The sequence below is a fragment of the Nostoc sp. UIC 10607 genome (genome assembly GCF_047228265.1).
GTDB classification, from domain to species: Bacteria; Cyanobacteriota; Cyanobacteriia; order Cyanobacteriales; family Nostocaceae; genus Nostoc; species Nostoc foliaceum_A.
Map to the genome: position 1 here is coordinate 101192 of NZ_JBIQNW010000021.1, position 17617 is coordinate 118808.

Consider the following 17617-nt stretch of genomic DNA (forward strand, 5'->3'; position numbering starts at 1 on the left):
TTCGCTGTATTCAGATTACACAATTACGATCGCACTTTACGATATGAATGTAGAAGCTGAGACAAGTATTATTAAAAACTTAATAATGGTATTTATAACTTTATGAAGATTAAGAATTGAAAACTTAGTTTAAAAAATGGGTATTCGGCATGGAGCAGGGTATGGGAAGGATATATTTTCATTGCTTTAGTTGCAAAACCTAGAAAACAAATCCACTAATTCTAAAAACTGGCTTTTTGTGCTTGTTAAGACCGAAATTGTCTTGATTGTAGCCCAATAAAGTCAGTTTTTTAATGACTATATTGAATCCTCCATTTGTCTTATAGGATACAAAAAATCTCACTTTTGAGAACAATGCTTAACAGGAAATTAACACCTTTTACCTGTAGATGGACTCACAAAATCATGTAAGTTTGCATCCCAAATGCTAATGTAAATAAAATTACATTCTTGGCGCATAATCTGACCCTTAACTGAGCCATTCTTAAAACTAAAATTATCAGATTGGCGCTGTTGTACCTGTTTGAGTCCCTGCTTAATATCTTCAGTGGCTTGTCCATCTAACAATCCATTCAAGGTAGCCTCCATTAACTGTGGGTCTACCGATTGGGCAAAAGATACTTCAGTTTGACGCAGCACTTTAGAATTACGATCAAATAAGTAGCCAAGGTCAATTTTGTTTGGCACTAGTTTGTAAACGACAGCACGGGTATTGCCCCATGCACCTCTTAAATCTCGATTTGGTTTGCCGAGGGTAGCTTCTACGGCGCTTCTTGGTGTACCTGTAGGAAAAGCGGGAACGTTTTGGCTACTAGGCGGCTGATCGTTGTTTTGTGGTGCTGAAGGCGCTTCTGGTGTAGGAGATGCAGGAGATGCAATATTTTCTGGTTCTGGCTGTGGTGTGGATACTGCTACTGCTGCTGGAGTATCTGAAGTTACAGGCTCTTTTTCTGGCTGTGGTATGGATACAACTGGGGGATTAGAGGTTGGCAGAGGATCGGGAATTACTGGCTGTCGTCGTCGTGAGGTCGGTATAACTGGAACTGGAGAAGTCTGGGAAGAAATGGGCGGTTTGGTAGATGTAGGAGTCGGAGAAAATTCTGGCGATGGCGTGGGACTTGTGGCAATGTTTGTTTCTGGTTGTTCTTGACGAGTGATGCCAGAAATTGCTACTGCACCAAGCAAGCCGCCTATTAGTAAACTACCAACAATCACAGCAGGTTTTTGCCAGTTTCCAGGAGATGTGATACCTTCGGTGAGCTTCGCTAACGCAGAATTCTTTTGCGGAGAATATAATGGCTGGGTTTGTCGAGTTGATGTAGCAGTGGGAGAAAAACTGACTGTGGAATTATTTGCAGCTAATTCAGGAGGTATATTATTAGCAGATTGCAAGGCATGTAGCATTTTACTGGCAGTGCTGTAGCGATCGCCAGCATGAGGCTTAATTGCTTGATTGAGTATCGCTGCAAATTGGGAAGAGACATTAGGGGCGTGCTGCTGCCAAAGTATTTCACCAGTTTTCAAATCAGTTAGTAGTTCTTGCGGGTGTTTGCCAGTCAGCAGATAAATCGCCGTTAAACCTAAGCTGTAAATATCAGTGCCGTAAACTGGGCGGCCAACAGCTTGTTCGCTAGGCATATACCCAGGCGTACCAATGACTAGCGATCGCGTGGGGTATCCTGGAGAATTAACCACTGAACGGATTGTTTCTTTGACTGCACCAAAATCAATCAAAACTGGTTTGCCATCAACAGAACGGAGAATAATGTTTTCAGGCTTGATATCCCGGTGAATAATGCCTTTGCTATGGACATAATCTAAAACTGAAAGCAGACTCAAGAGAATTTGCCGAACAGCAGTTTCACTCTCGAATCCAAAGGATTCGACAATTTTGGTCAGGGTTTGGCCGTGAATCCATTCTTGGACGAGGTAAAATTGCCCATTCTCAGAAAAGTAGGCGTAGAGTTTAGGGATTTGGTTACTACTTTCACCCAAATACTCCAAGGTTGCTGCTTCCCGTTCAAACCGTTGTTGGATAAGCTGGTAATTTTGCGGGTCATTATTGGTTATCGGTTTTAGCTGCTTGATTACACAGCGACGGCGAGAAGGCATATGGACATCTTCCGCCAGAAAGGTTTCGCCAAACCCACCAGCACCGATTACCTGGATAACTTGATAGCGATTGTTTAGCAGGGTTATTGTCATGAAAAATTACAAGCGTAGACACCGGAGACATTCAGCCTCTGGGCTTGTCGTCAGACATCGCCCTTTCCAAATGTACATCAGATAAGTTCATGAGTTATGCACACTGAATTGAGAACGCCATCCCTTCCCAATAGTTTATGGGTAAAGTGATGGCGTAAATACCTTTAGCGTAGGCGTAGCCCGTCGTAGACATCGCTTTTTTGGATGGAGAGATTACTTAATAAACCTCACCAAGGCGGCGGGAAGCCCACTTCTTCTCTACAAGACGCTCTGCGAACAAGGGGTGTCCGGGATAGCCGCCCCGCCGCCGTTAACAGTTAACTCCACACCCACAAGGGACAGGGTATGCACCAATGAGCAATGACTAATGACCCATGACTAATGACTACTTAATCAAAACTCTATTTCTGACACTTTTTGCGGTGACTGTATTAAGTAAACTCTATAGTCTCAACAAACTCTAAAATACTCTCCTTGATGTCTTCGGCTTCTTCTTCAAGGGAATCGGGAGTTTCGCCGTTGATAAAGCTGTGCTGACTACTAACTATATACAAAAATTCACCACTGATAAAGGTGAGCAGCCCCCGGTAAGCGTCTAATCTGATAGCAGTTCCATTATTTTCTTGCTTAGAAATCGTTGAACCTTTGGGCATATCGATTAACACGTAGTAAGCGCCTCGCAAAGTATCTTCCAGATATTCGGTATACTCCACAGAAGCATCTGGTACATTGACAAAAATCGCTTGGGGTACATACTTGTCTACTAAGATTGTTTGTAAATATTCTTCTTGTCCAACAGACTCAAGTTCCTCTAACTGTTCTAGAGGGAAAGGATAATAATCGATTCTCAGCAAAGTACCGATGTCATCGGAAAAGCCAACTACTCCTTCCTGGCTTTGAATTCTACCGCCCTGCTGCGGATCAACCGGAATCGGCACGGTAAAATTACCTAAAGGGGATTCATAGGTCTGTTGACTAAAATCTTCTATGACTACTGTCTCATCTTCGTCGTCTGTATATTCTTCTTCTGCTTCTTTAAAGGCTGCAATTACCTCCTTGATGATTTCCTCTGCCTCTTCATCCTCCAGTTCTAAGGCTGCTTGTAGCTTTTTGAGGTAGGCTTGTTTCGATTTGGGGATGGCGAGTTCATCGTCTAAAAGCACTATCACCCCAGCGGCAAAACCATCCAGCACTAATTCATCTGAGAGAGATACTTTGGCGACATTAAATAGGGGCCCAATTCCCTCTTCTTCTACAATGCCTATAAGTCTATCAACTATTTCGGCGATTTCATCTTCTGAGTATTCCTCGAAAACCTCGAATTCCCAAAGGATACCCGCTAAACTTTCTGCATCAACATCTTCAATGGATGAATCAGCGATCGCAGTGACAGTTGCGATCGCCGCCACCGCTTCCTCTGGACTTAACGATTCCTCTGATGTCTTTGGTGAGTTAAAAACCTTGTCATACTTGGTCATAAATGCTACCTCAATTAATTGCTTTATAGTAATAACAGATTGAAAGTGACAATGGTCAGTTTACCAATGGAGCGAATCTTCTAGAGAAAAAGTTGGCTAATACGTGGTTTACTCAGTATTTCTCAGGTGTAACCAAACCTTTTTGACAGCTAATCTCCAGCGCTAATTCAGTCTTGCTGTAATCCGACTTTACAAACTGCTGACTTTACATATCATGATTTGATACATACTCCGAAGCGATGGCGATATTTTCGTAAAAACTTGAATCTAACCAGTAAATTTCGTGTCCTTTGTCTTCCCAGGATGCCTGTCAATGTTGTCCAGGTTTTTATAGTAATTCAAATGACCCCTATTCGAGTCTTTCAGATGGTAGTAATTAACCCAACAAATTTGATCGAGTTTCCATCCCATTGGATTATTAACTAGCTATTGACTTTGCAGTGCAAATTCTAGTTTCACACAGAAGGAGTTAAGGTTTTATAAAATATGTTGTGGAATATACGTTTAAACACGAGATGAACTCAGTATTTTCCGTAGATCAAATTTACTATGTAATGTAAATTTTTGTGATGAGGCAATTAATATAAGTAGACATAATTAAACATAAAATAAAATCCTAGTTCGTAGTCAGCGATTAATCGCTTAAAACAAGAATTATCAGCACTAAAGTCCTTACTCCATACTTTAATTTATTTACACCTAGCTACTTACCGTTAATCACTACTATATTTTTTTATTTTTATCCTCTAGCAAATGAATTATATCTATCGGCATAATTATAAACTAGCTAGCGATAGATACCTACACCGTGGGCAGGATGTCACAATACCGACGTTATCTGTAGTGACACACAATACTCGAAACGTTGTACTGTTGGTTCTACAAGTGTGAATTACATAAAATTTTGAGTTTTTTTTATGGTAAAAACCCCTCCATCCCAGTTTTCACCAGATCAATACAAAGTTGATTCTGCACAAGAAAAAGTAGAAGCTCTAATAGAAACACCACCATCAGATACGGAGATTGACTTAGAGTTTCTTTACACCAGAGATATTGAATTTCGTCAGGAAACCATTTATTTTCTTGTTGTTGATCGCTTTTATGATGGCGATCCAGATAATAGTGAAGGTGCAAACTCAGAACTGTACGATCCAACTAGACAAGATTGGGGTAAGTACTGGGGTGGCGACTTGCAAGGTGTCATCGATAAACTGGACTATCTCAAAAACATGGGAGTGACAGCTATTTGGCTAACTCCACTGTTTGAGCAGGTTGAAGAGTTATTTGTTGGGAATGCAGCGCTACATGGCTATTGGACAAAAGACTTTAAGCGGATTAACCCTCGCTATATTGCTGATGGAGAGAACCCTTCATTAAACGCTACCCAAGAAGAAAAAAATACGACTTTTGATCGGTTAATTACAGAACTGCACAAGCGGAATATGAAGCTGGTGCTGGATATTGTCTGCAACCATAGCAGCCCTGATACCAGCGGTAGCAAAGGCGAATTGTATGATGATGGAGTCAAAATTGCTGATTTTAATGATGATGTCAATCATTGGTATCACCATTATGGCGAAGTGCAAAACTGGGAAGACGACTGGCAAGTACAGAACTGTGAGTTAGCTGGTCTAGCAACCTTTAATGAAAACAATACTGAATATCGTCAGTATATCAAATCAGCAATTAAACAATGGCTAGACCGGGGTGTGGACGCACTACGGGTAGATACTGTCAAGCACATGCCTATCTGGTTTTGGCAAGAATTCACTGGCGAGATGACCAATCACAAACCAGATGTATTTATTTTTGGTGAATGGATCTACAGTAATCCTAGTGACGATCGCTCGGTGGAATTTGTTAACCACTCAGGCATGACACTTCTAGACTTTGGGTTGTGCGTGGCAATTAGAGCCGCACTGGCGCAAGGTTCAGAAAACGGATTCCAAACAATTCAATACATTTTTGACCAGGATTATCGCTACAACGGGGCAACAGAGTTAGTTACCTTCATTGATAATCATGATATGTCCCGCTTTCAATCGCTGAACCCCGATCCAGCGATGTTGAAGGTTGCGATCGCCTTAATTATGACCTGTCGCGGCATTCCCTGCATCTATTACGGTACAGAACAATATCTGCATGACGATACCGATGGCGGTAACGACCCGTATAACCGCCCGATGATGGAAAATTGGGATACTGAAAGTGAGATTTATCGTTGTATCCGGCTGCTGTCTGGCTTACGGCGACTAAATCCAGCTGTATCAATGGGTAGCCACTGGCAAAAATACCTAACACCAGATATTTACTGTTATGTACGCCGCTATCGTGACTCTGTGTGTTTTGTAGCTTTAAACCGGGGAGGAGAAGTTACTCTCCCAGAAGTAGAAACAGAATTGCCCGATGGAGAACATACTTGCGTAGTGACTCGCAACAAGTATGAAGTTAAAGACGGCAAGATTTATGACTTGGTATTAGAAGAACGGGGAGTGCTTGTTTTCAGCCACGTTGGGGAACGGATCAAAGCGCAGACAATTGTGCGCGTGCAACTGAATGGCGTGGATACCCAACCCGGTGAAACCATTGTGGTAACAGGAGATTGCCCAGAGTTGGGTAACTGGGATATCAGCAAAGCATATCCTTTAGAGTACATCAACTCGAATACCTGGTCTGCTGAGATTCCTTTTGATGAGAGTACTGGTAAGCTGATTGCTTATAAATATGCCATGTGGCGCGAAGGGCGATCGCCTCTGCGCGAAAACTTGGTAAATCGCCGCTGGGTAATTGCTAAAGAAGGTACTGTCAAATGGCGTGATACTTGGGCATCGGGAAGAGAATCGTAGAAATTTCAGATAAAAAATGAAGTGCGAAGGAGCAAAATTTTCATCCTTTGCACTTTATTTTTTCTGAATTAATAGCGCTTCTCGTACACTATGGGTCAATACGGTTCAGTTAGCGCCATAAATCTTAAACTGTTGGGTTGCGCTTTGCTTAACTGAACTGTATTGCAGGGTACTCAATTGGAGAACTCTTAGAGTAGCCACTACACATCCAATACGGTTCGGATAAGGTTTTTTGATGAAAGTTGTAGATCACAAAGACGCGATAAATCGCCGTCTCTTCCCTTAACCGAAGCGTATTGACTACACGTTTATCTATGCAATACTCTGATTTCTTTTCTTCAATATATTTCAGTTGACAGTGATCTGGATCACACCATTTTGTCAGTCAAAATAGGTAATATCAGGCTGATAAGCACCCAACAACTGTTAAAAAGAGGGGTACAAGGATCTACTTTTACAGGATCAAAGGGAATACGCTTGGGTTAAGCATTTTTACTTTCTCTCCGAGTCCTCTGCGGTAACCTGCGGCAAGCCTACTCTAAAACAATTGACTTTAACAAAGGGTTTTAACCCTAACTGAACCGTATTGGGATAAAAGGATGCATGATACCTTTATAAGCACTAAACTCACCAGTTTTTAATACTTACTAAGTCATCTAATCTAAAAAAATGAGAAAAAGGTAAATACTAATGTTCGACCTATTACTGAGAAATCAATTAAGTGCTCCCAAAAAAGTAAAATTTAAAAATGAAATTTTGGCACGAGTTGAAGGTCGAAAACCAGAACCTTTAAATGACGAAATAAATTTTTATAAAACTGAATTACTTCCCTATTTTATCAAGTTGAGCCAACAAAATCCTGTTTTTAGCGTTACAGAGCAATTACGGCTTTTAGTGGGTGTTTGGACACCAATCTGGTCTACCATATCGTTTCATGAAAGTTTACCCAAAAGAATACAAGAGCAGTCCTTCCAAATCTTCCAGCATGATGGTTACTGTGCCAGTGTAGCTCGCTATATAATGGGAAAAGAACCGTCTTTATCTCAATCTCAGAATTTTCAATCAAGTTTACCAGCTTATGATTTCATGGTGATCCAAAAATATGGAGTTCAAAATGGTAAATGGTATCTTCAAAATATTGATAGATTTCAGGCTTTTACAAATAGAGAAATTCCTCTAACTTTAGAGTCAGTCTACAACTGGTTTACTCATGTAGTTAACACTAAAGTCAAACTGAATGCCTCAAAAGGAGTTTCGCCTAAAGCTCTCAAATTAGAAAATATAGACATAAATCATGCTAATGGATTTCCAAAAACATCCTTAGCAACTTCTCAAGTGTTTGAACATTTATATATAGATAATGACTGGCGACTTGTAAAAACTCAAACAGATGCTTCACATATACCTAGTTACACAATTGCTGTGAGGAGGCAATAAGGATATAGCGGTTCCCATTCAGATGTGGTACAACATTACATCACTAGGTGTAGGGGCAGTGCCGCGCCCCTACTTGCGGTTATACTCCAGCACATGGGCTTTGGAGTTGAAACAACCAGTAGTTATGGTAAATACCTATTGTCAAAGGGTCATGTATCATTCATTGCACGCAAACCATGTGAATAAATATCTGAATCAAATCCAATATCTAATTTTTTTTGCTATGGTGATCCCAAAGGAATTGTTAAGTACTTATGAGGTGTCAATCAAGTGACTAGTCGATTACCTTGTATATTAAAATACAAATACATAGAGATGTTTTCTCTATAAAGTGGATTTGTTTTGTTACTTATTCGGTTGGGCAATACGCGCTTCAATATCTTCCAATGTTTGTAACAATAGACGACTTGCCTGCAATTGCCAACCCCATTTCTGAATTCTAAAAGCTAATACAGTTCCAACTATAGCTGCTAACAAACCTATGGGTTGGTTTAAAGAAATTCCGAATAACAAACCCAATCCAGCAATTCCCCAAAATGGTAAGGCAGCTGTTTGTCTCTGTTCTTCCACAATTTGAGCAATCATATTAGAAGATTGCTTAGTGGCAAGTAATGCCTCTTTTACTTGCCGCTGTTCGGCTGCCGATACTGATAAACCTATTTTGCGCCGTAGTTTTTCAATTTTGCGGGCATCAGTGCTGTACTCAGTTAGCTCATCTTCTGCCATTTTCAGAAGTCGTTCTAGTTGTGCCATTGTGCATTGTATCCGGTATTACGATACAGCCATTATCCCGAATAATTGTTATTTATGGACTACAGTTTTGTATTTAATTGCACAATCTAAAATCACGCCACTAACTGTAATATCTAAAATTGAATATGGGAAAAATATACTAGCGGTTACCCACTGTCAAACTGAGTATAAAGTTAAAAGGTAATATTTATGACTACAGTATCTAAAAGCACATTATCTCAATCTTCTCAAGAGCGATCGCTCATCTTGTGGTTTGATGAAGTTGGTATTGCTGATATCCCCGTAGTTGGTGGTAAAAATGCCTCACTGGGGGAAATGATTCAACAGCTAACGCCCAAAGGGATTAACGTTCCCACTGGATTTGCCACCACTGCTTATGCTTATCGTTATTTCATTCAATCAGCCGGCTTAGAAGCAAAGCTACGCAAACTCTTTGCTGACTTGGATGTTGAGGATGTCAAAAATTTACGAGAACGGGGAAAAAAAGCGCGATCGCTATTAATCCACACCCCATTTCCTTTAGAATTGCGGGAGGCGATCGCTAAAGCTTACCAGAGCTTGTGTGAAAGATATAACGCAGAGACAGATGTTGCAGTCCGTTCCAGCGCCACCGCTGAAGACCTCCCAGACGCTAGTTTTGCTGGACAGCAAGAAACTTACCTCAACGTTGTCGGCGCTGAAGGAGTTTTAGCAGCTTGTCATAAATGCTTTGCTTCCATATTTACCGATCGCGCTATTTCTTATCGTCACGCCAAGGGATTTGATCACTTTAGCATTGCTCTGGCTGTGGGCGTGCAAAAAATGGTGCGTTCTGACTTAGCAACCTCTGGGGTGATGTTCTCTATTGACACAGAAACCGGATTTAAGGATGCTGCACTGATTACAGCCGCCTACGGTTTAGGAGAAAATGTTGTTCAGGGGTCTGTCAATCCCGATGAATATTATGTTTTTAAACCAACTTTAAAAGCAGGCTTTCGCCCAATTATCGATAAAAAATTGGGTAGTAAAGAACTGAAAATGATTTATGATGACGGCTCCAAATTTACGAAAAATGTTTCTGTTTCATCCAGTGAAAAAAACAAATTTGCCCTGAATGATGAAGAGATTTTACAACTAGCAAATTGGGCATGTTTAATTGAAGACCATTATTCTCAAGTCCACGGTATTTTCACTCCAATGGATATTGAGTGGGCAAAAGATGGAATTACTAACCAACTTTTTATTGTGCAAGCGCGTCCCGAAACCGTCCAGTCGCAGAAGACGGGAAATGTGTTGCGGAGTTATCGATTGCTATTAGGGAATAAGGAAAAATCTTCCCACTCCCCACTCCCACTTATTACGGGACGTGCGATTGGGGAAGCGATTAGTCAAGGGAAAGCCCGCCTAATTTTAGATGTTCAAAAACTCGAACAGTTCCAAGTCGGGGAAGTTTTGGTAACAGAGAGAACTGACCCAGATTGGGAACCGATTATGAAACGCGCCAGTGCAATTGTCACCAATTCTGGTGGAAGAACATGCCATGCAGCAATTATTGCGCGAGAATTGGGTGTACCTGCGATCGTCGGATGCGGCAATGCTACGGAGATCCTGAAACCTGGTCAAGAGGTGACGATTTCTTGCGCTGAAGGCGAAGAAGGAAAAGTTTATGCAGGTTTATTACCTTTTGAAGTAAAAGAAGTCCCTTTAGATAATTTACCCCGCACCCGCACTCAAATTTTAATGAATGTGGGTAATCCTCAAGAAGCATTGAGTTTATCTGCAATTCCCAATGATGGAGTAGGTTTAGCGCGGACAGAATTTATCATCGCTAACCAAATTCAAATTCATCCAATGGCGCTGATTCACTATGACTTGTTAAAAGATGAATTTGTCAAAGCTAAAATTGCTGACATTACCGCCCTTTACGACGATAAACCCCAGTATTTTGTAGATAAATTAGCCCAAGGCATAGGTAGAATTGCAGCAGCATTTTATCCCAAACCAGTGATTGTCCGAACATCAGATTTTAAAAGTAATGAATATGCCAACTTGTTAGGTGGGCGACAGTTTGAACCCCATGAAGAAAACCCAATGCTGGGTTGGCGGGGGGCGGCACGTTACTATGATGAAGGCTACAGAGAAGCTTTTGCCCTAGAATGTCATGCTATCAAGCGGGTACGGGAAGAAATGGGCTTGACGAATGTTATCCCGATGATTCCCTTTTGCCGTACTCCCGATGAGGGGCGTTTGGTTTTAGCAGAGATGGCAAAAAATGGTTTAAAGCAAGGTGTTAACGACTTGCAGGTTTATGTAATGTGCGAGTTGCCTAATAATGTGATTATGGCTGAGGAGTTTGCTGAGGTATTTGATGGCTTCTCCATTGGTTCTAATGACCTAACTCAGTTGACACTGGGTTTAGACAGAGATTCGGCATTAGTGGCACAGTTATTTGATGAACGCAGTCAAGGTGTAAAGCGAATGGTAAAAATGGCGATAGAAGCGGCGAAAAAATGCGATCGCAAAATCGGCATTTGTGGACAAGCACCCAGTGATTACCCAGAATTTGCTCAGTTTTTGGTTGAACAAGGAATTGACTCGATTAGTCTCAATCCAGATTCGGTTTTAAAGACGATGCTGGAAGTTGCAAAAGTCGAGGGTACTAATTTGTAATTCGTAATTCGTAATTGATATTATTGATGGCAAAATTTGGATTCAACTTGATGGTACTGAAGAGGGGGTAGCAACAGAATTGGTGAGGGCAGGTATATTAAAAGCTCGGATTGTGTTGGGTTTCCAGTCTGAGGAACTGCGGAAAGATTCAGAATTTGCGTAGTTTACCGCCGCAGGCATCGCATAACCAACGGTAGTTGAACTTTTGGATAACTGCTCATAGCATAGCAGCGATCGCCATATTTTCTTTGTGTTATTGTCTACAAAACTTTTGACTCCTCAACCATAAGTATCTTAGTATTTTGCAGAATGGCGATTTAGTTTAGCCAAAAGCAAGATGACAAATCTGTTGGAAACAGAACGCTTGATTATTCGCAGTTGGATACCCGAACGGGATGCCGAGCAAGCCTTTGTAATGTACAGTGACCCAAAAGTTACGTACTTTCTTGGTAATGGTTCTCCCGTTACGAGCATTGAGTCACAGCGTCAGCGCTTGATTGAAAACATCGAGCGATTCCACCGACGCAACAATGGTACTGGGTCTTGGGCAATTGTTGAAAAGGAAACTACAACAATTGTGGGAACTATCCTTCTCAAACAATTGCCCGACAAAGATGGTTTACCCACTCAAGATTATGAGGTAGGCTGGCACTTAAGGCGAGCTTCTTGGGGTAAAGGGTATGCAACAGAAGCAGGACAAGTTATGCTCAACTACGGATTTAGTGTTTTGAACTTGCCACTGATTTATGCCGTAGTGAAGCCAGAAAATCATGCTTCAATCCGTGTAACTCAAAGACTGGGTATGAAACCAATAGGGCGAACAAACAAGTATTACGGTATTGAACTACTCCTGTTTCAACTAGATTCACCTGAAAAGTGTAGGGAAAACAAGGGATCAGAGCGGCAGAGAATAGGGGAGAATAACTCTTGATTAATGCCCAATACCTAATGACTAATAACTCTTGACTAATGAATAAAAAGTGGTTCCGAATTGGGATGGTGAGTGTATTTGTTCTCTCACTTGCCTTACGGTTTTGGGGACTGGAGCGATTCAACACTCTGGTATTTGATGAAGTTTACTTTGCAAAATTCGGCAATAATTATCTCACGCATACGCCATTTTTTAATGCTCATCCGCCGCTAAGTCAATATATGATTGGCATCGGCATTTGGATTGGCAGTCATATTCCTTTTTGGCACGATACGGTAAATGGATTGACAGGTTCATTGCGATCGCCTTGGACTTATCGGTGGTTCAATGCCCTTACTGGCTCATTTATCCCTTTAGTTGTGGCTGCGATCGCTTATCAATTAAGTTATCGTCGTAGCTTTGCAATCCTAGCAGGTTTATTCACAGCTTGTGATGGCATCTTTTTAGTTGAGTCTCGCTATGCTTTAAGTAATATTTATATCGTCATCTTTGGTTTGTTAGGTCACTGGTTTTTATTATTGGCATTAGATAACCAAAACCGACAACGTTATTTTTGGTTAGTTTTTGCTGGCATTAGTTTTGGTGCGTCAGTTGGTACTAAGTGGAATGGTTTATGGTTCCTGTCAGGTGCTTATCTCATTTGGATAGCAGCTTGGGTAGTTAATTCAATCCATTCTTTTTCTAACTCCAAACTATTTATTACATCCCCTTCATTGAAGGAGGCAGGAGGCAGGAGTCAGGAGGAGGCAGAAGGTAGGAGGCAGGAGGAAGAAGGTAGGAGTCAGGAGTCAGGAGTTAGTACTTATTCTTCCTTATCCCCCTTATCTTCCTCATCTCAGACACCACTACAAAACTTAACTCAGCTAAATATTTTTCACATGCTGTTTTATCTAGGAATTATCCCAGCTTTTATTTACAGCATCATCTGGATTCCTCACCTTCAGCTAGATAAAACATACGGATTTATTGCAGTACATCAGCAAATTTTGAAGTTTCACTTACAGTTAGGTGGCAATAGTCCTAACGTGCATCCTTACTGTGCTGCCTGGTATAAATGGCCATTGATGACTCGACCAATGGCATATTATTATCAAACGGCTGAAAGCATCACCGAACCGTTACCTGTGATGGGGCCGCCTTTACCTGGGGGTGTTGGACAAGTTATTTATGATGTCCATGCAATGGGCAATCCATTTTTGTGGTGGTTTGGTGTCGCGGCCATGTTGTTTTTAGTAGGAATACTAGTGTCACAAGCCGTAATTCCTTGGGTGAAAGAAAAGCGTTTTTCTATGCCTGCAACTCTTAGTGTTGATACTTGGATTGCCTTATATTTAGTTATAAATTATGCTGCTAACTTATTACCTTGGGTGAAGGTGACAAGGTGCGTTTTCATCTACCACTATATGTGTGCAGTGGTATTTATATTTTTAGCGATCGCTTGGTTTGTAGATCAATGTCTTCGCAGTTATTATCAACAACTCCGGGCATTAGGTATCACCATTACTTTTATCATTCTGATTGCTTTTATTTTCTGGATGCCCGTTTATTTAGGTTTACCCCTTTCCCCTGATGGTTATAAGCTGCGAATGTGGTTCAACTCTTGGATTTGATTACAGCAGTTTTCTTTTACATGAGGTACAAAGTTGCTGGTTTTGAGGCAGGATAGCGTAGCGGTAGCGAGTCTGCGAGCGTCGGCAGGAGGAAGAAGAATAATTTGATTGTTCTGTACCTCATTTAGTTGCAAAGTGCTGTAAAGGAGCATTGGTAGCCATCGGTACATAATTAAGGGTTCGCCCGTCCCATTCTCCTGAACTGAGTTCAGGAATTTCTCAAGCTATTTAGTACTTTCAGATGCATTTGCCCTTCTCCAATCTGAATCCTAACAAAATTTAAGTTTTAATAAGCACTGTATTTCCTCACAAGTTCCTCAAATTCTTTTTCTAACTTCAAGATAAAGATGCTCAACTGGTCAAGCAAAAGAGATAGACATCTGTTAAAAGTAGTTGAGAAATTTTGAGTTTGGAATTGCTTAGGAGCTACAGACCATGAGTACCATTATTCAACCTCAAAGAGAATTTGATTTTTTTGATTTATGGGATAGTTTTCGTAGCTGGATTACTAGCACAGAAAATCGGATTTACATCGGCTGGTTTGGTGTGTTGATGATTCCCAGCTTGCTGGCTGCCACCACCTGTTTTATTTTGGCTTTTATTGCCGCTCCTAGCGTAGATATGGATGGCATCCGTGAGCCAATCATGGGTTCACTGATGGATGGTAATAACTTAATTACAGCCGCAGTTGTGCCGACCTCCGCTGCTATTGGTTTGCACTTTTATCCGATCTGGGAAGCTGCATCAATTGATGAATGGCTCTACAATGGTGGGCCATATCAGTTGATTGTGCTGCATTTTCTGATTGGTATTTGGTGCTTCTTAGGACGACTTTGGGAATTGAGCTATCGTTTGGGAATGCGCCCCTGGATAGCAATTGCCTATTCTGCACCAGTCATCGCCGCTACTTCGGTTTTGCTAGTTTATCCCATTGGTCAAGGTAGTTTTGCTGATGGTTTGCCTTTGGGAATTGCTGGGACTTTCCACTTTATGTTGGCTTTCCAAGGGGATCACAATATCCTTATGCACCCGTTCCATATGTTGGGTGTAGCAGGTATATTTGGCGGCGCACTGTTGAGTTCTTTGCATGGTTCTTTGGTGACTTCAACGCTAGTTCGGAATACCAATGAAAATGAATCAATTAATGCCGGATATAAGCTGGGTCAGCCGAAAGTTACCTACAATTACTTGGCAGGACATTATGGCTTCTTGGGACGTTTATTGATTCCTACCTTTGCTAGCAAAAATCATCGTGCTTTTCATTTATTATTAGCAGCATTGCCAACGGTAGGTATTTGGTTTGCAGCGATGGGTGTATGTTCGATGGCATTTAATATTAATGGCTTGAACTTTAATCATTCCATCTTAGATAGTCAGGGTGAAGTAATTAGAACCAATGCTGATATACTGAACCGTGCCAATCTTGGTATAAGTGCAATGCACGCTCCTAATGTTCATCATTTTCCTTTAGTTTTGTCTAGTAGTCAACCTGTTCCAGTTAGTTAAGGATTGCATCTATGCATTTTTATAGTTGTTTATAACCTACCTGTAATTCTGGGATTAGTTAATATTACGGGTAGGTTTTTTGCCTGAAAAGTTATGTAAAGCATCAGATTCCAGATGATTTATAACATAGAGAATTTTCTCTTTGGGTGTTATCTGAGCCAGAGAGATTAAGGAGGAATATAAACAAGTATTTTGAAAAGCTCGGAGAAACTCTGGGAAAATATTGATCTGATAACACAAATTAATTAAGGAGGTAACTATCATGCAAAAAGAATATATGGAGATTTTAGAAACATTAATTGATAAATTGACATTATCTACAATCTTAGAAATGTTAGAGCGAATATGTCACAAAAAAGCGGAAAATCTGAGAAATCATTGGCAAGATGACGCTTCAGCAAAGCTTTGGGAAAAAGCTGCTAGACAGATAGAACAGATAAATATTGATGTTTGACTAAACAATAAAGCCCGCTAAATAAAAGGGATTGGCGAAGTTACCGCAGATTTAAAACGGGATATTCTCAAAATTACCGTTGTCAACCGTTACCAAAATGCACCACCAGTACACCCGTAGGGGCACGGCACTGCCGTGCCCCTACACCTTGGTTCTAAACTTTCAGCACCATTTATGACGCTTTCATTTATGGCACTACCCACTACACCAGGTGTCATAAATTTCCTTTGCTTCTGGATATTCATCGCAGTATTCTTCAAGGGCTGTTTTCACGATTTTCTCTGCTCGTTGATGTGCTATCTCGGCTTGTAATTCTTCGATCGCGTCCCAAACAGCAGCACATTCTTCTGAGCGGATGCCTTTTTGATCGCAAACGGCACGAGCTTTTTTAATTTCGTCCTGAAGCTGTTGTTCTAGCAGGATAGTATGGGGTTGCTCAAGAAAGTTACTATTAGCGAGAATGTCAGCCAGAGAAATGATACCCAGTAGTTTGCCCTGAATAACAGGCGCTCTCTGCAAATTATGGTCAGCAAATAATCGTGCTACGTATTCTAAGCCCAGGTCAGGATTGACGACAATACAAGGCTTGATCATGACTTCATAAACACGCACTTTACAGGGATCTTTGCCATAAGCAATTACTTTATAGACAATATCCTTTTCGGTAATCATGCCGTAGGCATCCTGTTCATAGTGACGATCTACAACCAGCGCTTTCCAATCCCTTGCCCTTAAGAGTCTGACTGCTTCAGCCACCGTTGCTGAACTGCGAATCGTAGCAACATCTTTAGTCATAATGTCAGATGCTTTCAACATAATGCTCTCCAAATGTTTAATGAAGCTGATGCAATAGGGCTTTAACAACTTTAATAATCTTCAAGTTGAGAACTGATTTTTTCAAATATTTAGCATGTATATTAATATTTTGAATAAGTTTTTATATTGAAATTATCAATGGATCGAATGTGTTGAATTGACTACACTCGATAAATTATCAAAAACAATTTTTATCCGAATTTTAATTAACAGCTAAAAACGTGTTGTTTCTAGCTGCTCTTGTGATTGATTAGCCCTATTTTGCTGCTGCATCCATTGAAAAGCAGTAATATTTAATAATAAACCCACAAAGAATAAAAAGGCCATCAAAGCTATTTGATACCAGAGAAGTGGCTGAACAAATAAATCTAAAATCACATGTAGTAAGTTCATGATGCTGTAAAAGACAGTTAAGCCAAAATGAATAATTCGATAACGCTTTGAATCAGTAAAAGCGGTGGCAATCATTGCTATCATTGGTAGTACAAAAAACCCTAACATCAACCACATAATTCCAGAAATATCATTGATGGTTGTGGCTGGTTGAGATTCGACGACAGGTAACCCGTGAAAAAGCGGTATTAAATTTAGTTGTGTATGAAACAGTGTTCCAAGTAGAAATACTGTCCAAAGAGCAATGATTCTTTGCCGATAATTAACTGCCATAATTGCTTCTAAAATTATTTTGCAATTGCCTTACCTTCAACTTAGATAATGAATTTGAGTAAGTTGTGAAGATAAGCAAAATTGATAACTTTACGTCCTTCTAACTGTGGCTTTTCTCTCACCAAGGCGGCGGGAAGCCCACTTCTTCTCTACGAGACGCTGGGCGAACAAGGGGTGGGAGGGGTAGCCGCCTGACAGGTGTAGGTTTTTTACACAGGTGTGAGTATTCATTAGTATTGCTGTAAAGATAGGTATGAAACCAGGGT

The 17617-nt window shown here is 40.7% G+C and carries 13 protein-coding genes; 8 read left to right on the forward strand and 5 right to left on the reverse strand.

The features are described from left to right. Positions 1-369: 369 nt before the first annotated feature. Positions 370-2205, reverse strand: a complete 1836-nt coding sequence (locus ACEYW6_RS18960) for a protein kinase domain-containing protein (protein WP_412980948.1) — start codon at positions 2203-2205, stop codon at positions 370-372. A 431-nt stretch (positions 2206-2636) separates the two neighbouring features. After that, positions 2637-3683: a hypothetical protein gene (locus tag ACEYW6_RS18965; RefSeq protein WP_190893677.1), complete on the reverse strand. Its 1047-nt coding sequence runs from the start codon at positions 3681-3683 to the stop codon at positions 2637-2639. Positions 3684-4600: 917 nt separating this feature from the next. On the opposite strand from ACEYW6_RS18965, the gene ACEYW6_RS18970 reads away from it, so the two are divergent. After that, on the forward strand, positions 4601-6529 hold the full coding sequence (locus tag ACEYW6_RS18970; RefSeq protein ID WP_412980949.1) for an alpha-amylase family glycosyl hydrolase: 1929 nt from the start codon (positions 4601-4603) through the stop codon (positions 6527-6529). A gap of 690 nt (positions 6530-7219) precedes the next feature. Further along, positions 7220-7966 (forward strand): hypothetical protein, encoded by a 747-nt coding sequence (locus tag ACEYW6_RS18975; RefSeq protein WP_412980950.1) that lies wholly within the window; start codon positions 7220-7222, stop codon positions 7964-7966. A 345-nt stretch (positions 7967-8311) separates the two neighbouring features. On the opposite strand, the gene ACEYW6_RS18980 is transcribed toward ACEYW6_RS18975, so the two are convergent. Then, entirely contained in the window at positions 8312-8719 is a 408-nt protein-coding gene (locus tag ACEYW6_RS18980) for a hypothetical protein (protein ID WP_190893685.1), read from the reverse strand. Between the two features lie 189 nt (positions 8720-8908). Here ACEYW6_RS18980 and ppsA point away from each other — a divergent pair, with 189 nt between their 5' ends. From ppsA to ACEYW6_RS19010, 6 genes are all read left to right on the forward strand, one after another. Next, positions 8909-11368: a phosphoenolpyruvate synthase gene (gene ppsA, locus ACEYW6_RS18985; protein ID WP_412980951.1), complete on the forward strand. Its 2460-nt coding sequence runs from the start codon at positions 8909-8911 to the stop codon at positions 11366-11368. Positions 11369-11390: 22 nt separating this feature from the next. After that, the gene (locus tag ACEYW6_RS18990; RefSeq protein WP_412980963.1) at positions 11391-11531 is read left to right on the forward strand and encodes an element excision factor XisI family protein; all 141 of its coding nucleotides are present in this window, start codon (positions 11391-11393) and stop codon (positions 11529-11531) included. 174 nt (positions 11532-11705) lie between these two features. Continuing rightward, a complete protein-coding gene (locus ACEYW6_RS18995; protein ID WP_412980952.1) occupies positions 11706-12299 on the forward strand; it encodes a GNAT family N-acetyltransferase in 594 nt (197 codons plus the stop codon). 38 nt (positions 12300-12337) lie between these two features. Then, a complete protein-coding gene (locus tag ACEYW6_RS19000; protein ID WP_412980953.1) occupies positions 12338-13909 on the forward strand; it encodes a dolichyl-phosphate-mannose--protein mannosyltransferase in 1572 nt (523 codons plus the stop codon). A gap of 435 nt (positions 13910-14344) precedes the next feature. After that, entirely contained in the window at positions 14345-15415 is a 1071-nt protein-coding gene (locus ACEYW6_RS19005) for a Photosystem Q(B) protein 1 (protein WP_412980954.1), read from the forward strand. A 262-nt stretch (positions 15416-15677) separates the two neighbouring features. Beyond that, a complete protein-coding gene (locus tag ACEYW6_RS19010; RefSeq protein WP_412980955.1) occupies positions 15678-15869 on the forward strand; it encodes a hypothetical protein in 192 nt (63 codons plus the stop codon). Positions 15870-16064: 195 nt separating this feature from the next. Here ACEYW6_RS19010 and ACEYW6_RS19015 read toward each other — a convergent pair whose 3' ends face one another. Both ACEYW6_RS19015 and ACEYW6_RS19020 read right to left on the reverse strand, forming a co-directional pair. Then, positions 16065-16685 carry a CP12 domain-containing protein gene (locus tag ACEYW6_RS19015; protein ID WP_412980956.1) on the reverse strand — a complete coding sequence of 207 codons (621 nt, stop codon included), beginning with the start codon at positions 16683-16685 and terminating at the stop codon, positions 16065-16067. Between the two features lie 213 nt (positions 16686-16898). Next, positions 16899-17351 (reverse strand): hypothetical protein, encoded by a 453-nt coding sequence (locus ACEYW6_RS19020; protein WP_412980957.1) that lies wholly within the window; start codon positions 17349-17351, stop codon positions 16899-16901. Positions 17352-17617: the final 266 nt, after the last annotated feature.

Coding starts and splice junctions, on each gene's coding strand:
- ACEYW6_RS18970 (WP_412980949.1), top strand. CDS start 4,601: ATGGTAAAAACCCCTCCATCCCAGTTTTCACCAGATCAATACAAAGTT.
- ACEYW6_RS18995 (WP_412980952.1), top strand. CDS start 11,706: ATGACAAATCTGTTGGAAACAGAACGCTTGATTATTCGCAGTTGGATA.
- ACEYW6_RS18965 (WP_190893677.1), bottom strand. CDS start 3,683: ATGACCAAGTATGACAAGGTTTTTAACTCACCAAAGACATCAGAGGAA.
- ACEYW6_RS18980 (WP_190893685.1), bottom strand. CDS start 8,719: ATGGCACAACTAGAACGACTTCTGAAAATGGCAGAAGATGAGCTAACT.
- ppsA (WP_412980951.1), top strand. CDS start 8,909: ATGACTACAGTATCTAAAAGCACATTATCTCAATCTTCTCAAGAGCGA.
- ACEYW6_RS19015 (WP_412980956.1), bottom strand. CDS start 16,685: ATGTTGAAAGCATCTGACATTATGACTAAAGATGTTGCTACGATTCGC.
- ACEYW6_RS19010 (WP_412980955.1), top strand. CDS start 15,678: ATGCAAAAAGAATATATGGAGATTTTAGAAACATTAATTGATAAATTG.
- ACEYW6_RS19005 (WP_412980954.1), top strand. CDS start 14,345: ATGAGTACCATTATTCAACCTCAAAGAGAATTTGATTTTTTTGATTTA.
- ACEYW6_RS18975 (WP_412980950.1), top strand. CDS start 7,220: ATGTTCGACCTATTACTGAGAAATCAATTAAGTGCTCCCAAAAAAGTA.
- ACEYW6_RS18960 (WP_412980948.1), bottom strand. CDS start 2,205: ATGACAATAACCCTGCTAAACAATCGCTATCAAGTTATCCAGGTAATC.
- ACEYW6_RS19020 (WP_412980957.1), bottom strand. CDS start 17,351: ATGGCAGTTAATTATCGGCAAAGAATCATTGCTCTTTGGACAGTATTT.
- ACEYW6_RS19000 (WP_412980953.1), top strand. CDS start 12,338: ATGAATAAAAAGTGGTTCCGAATTGGGATGGTGAGTGTATTTGTTCTC.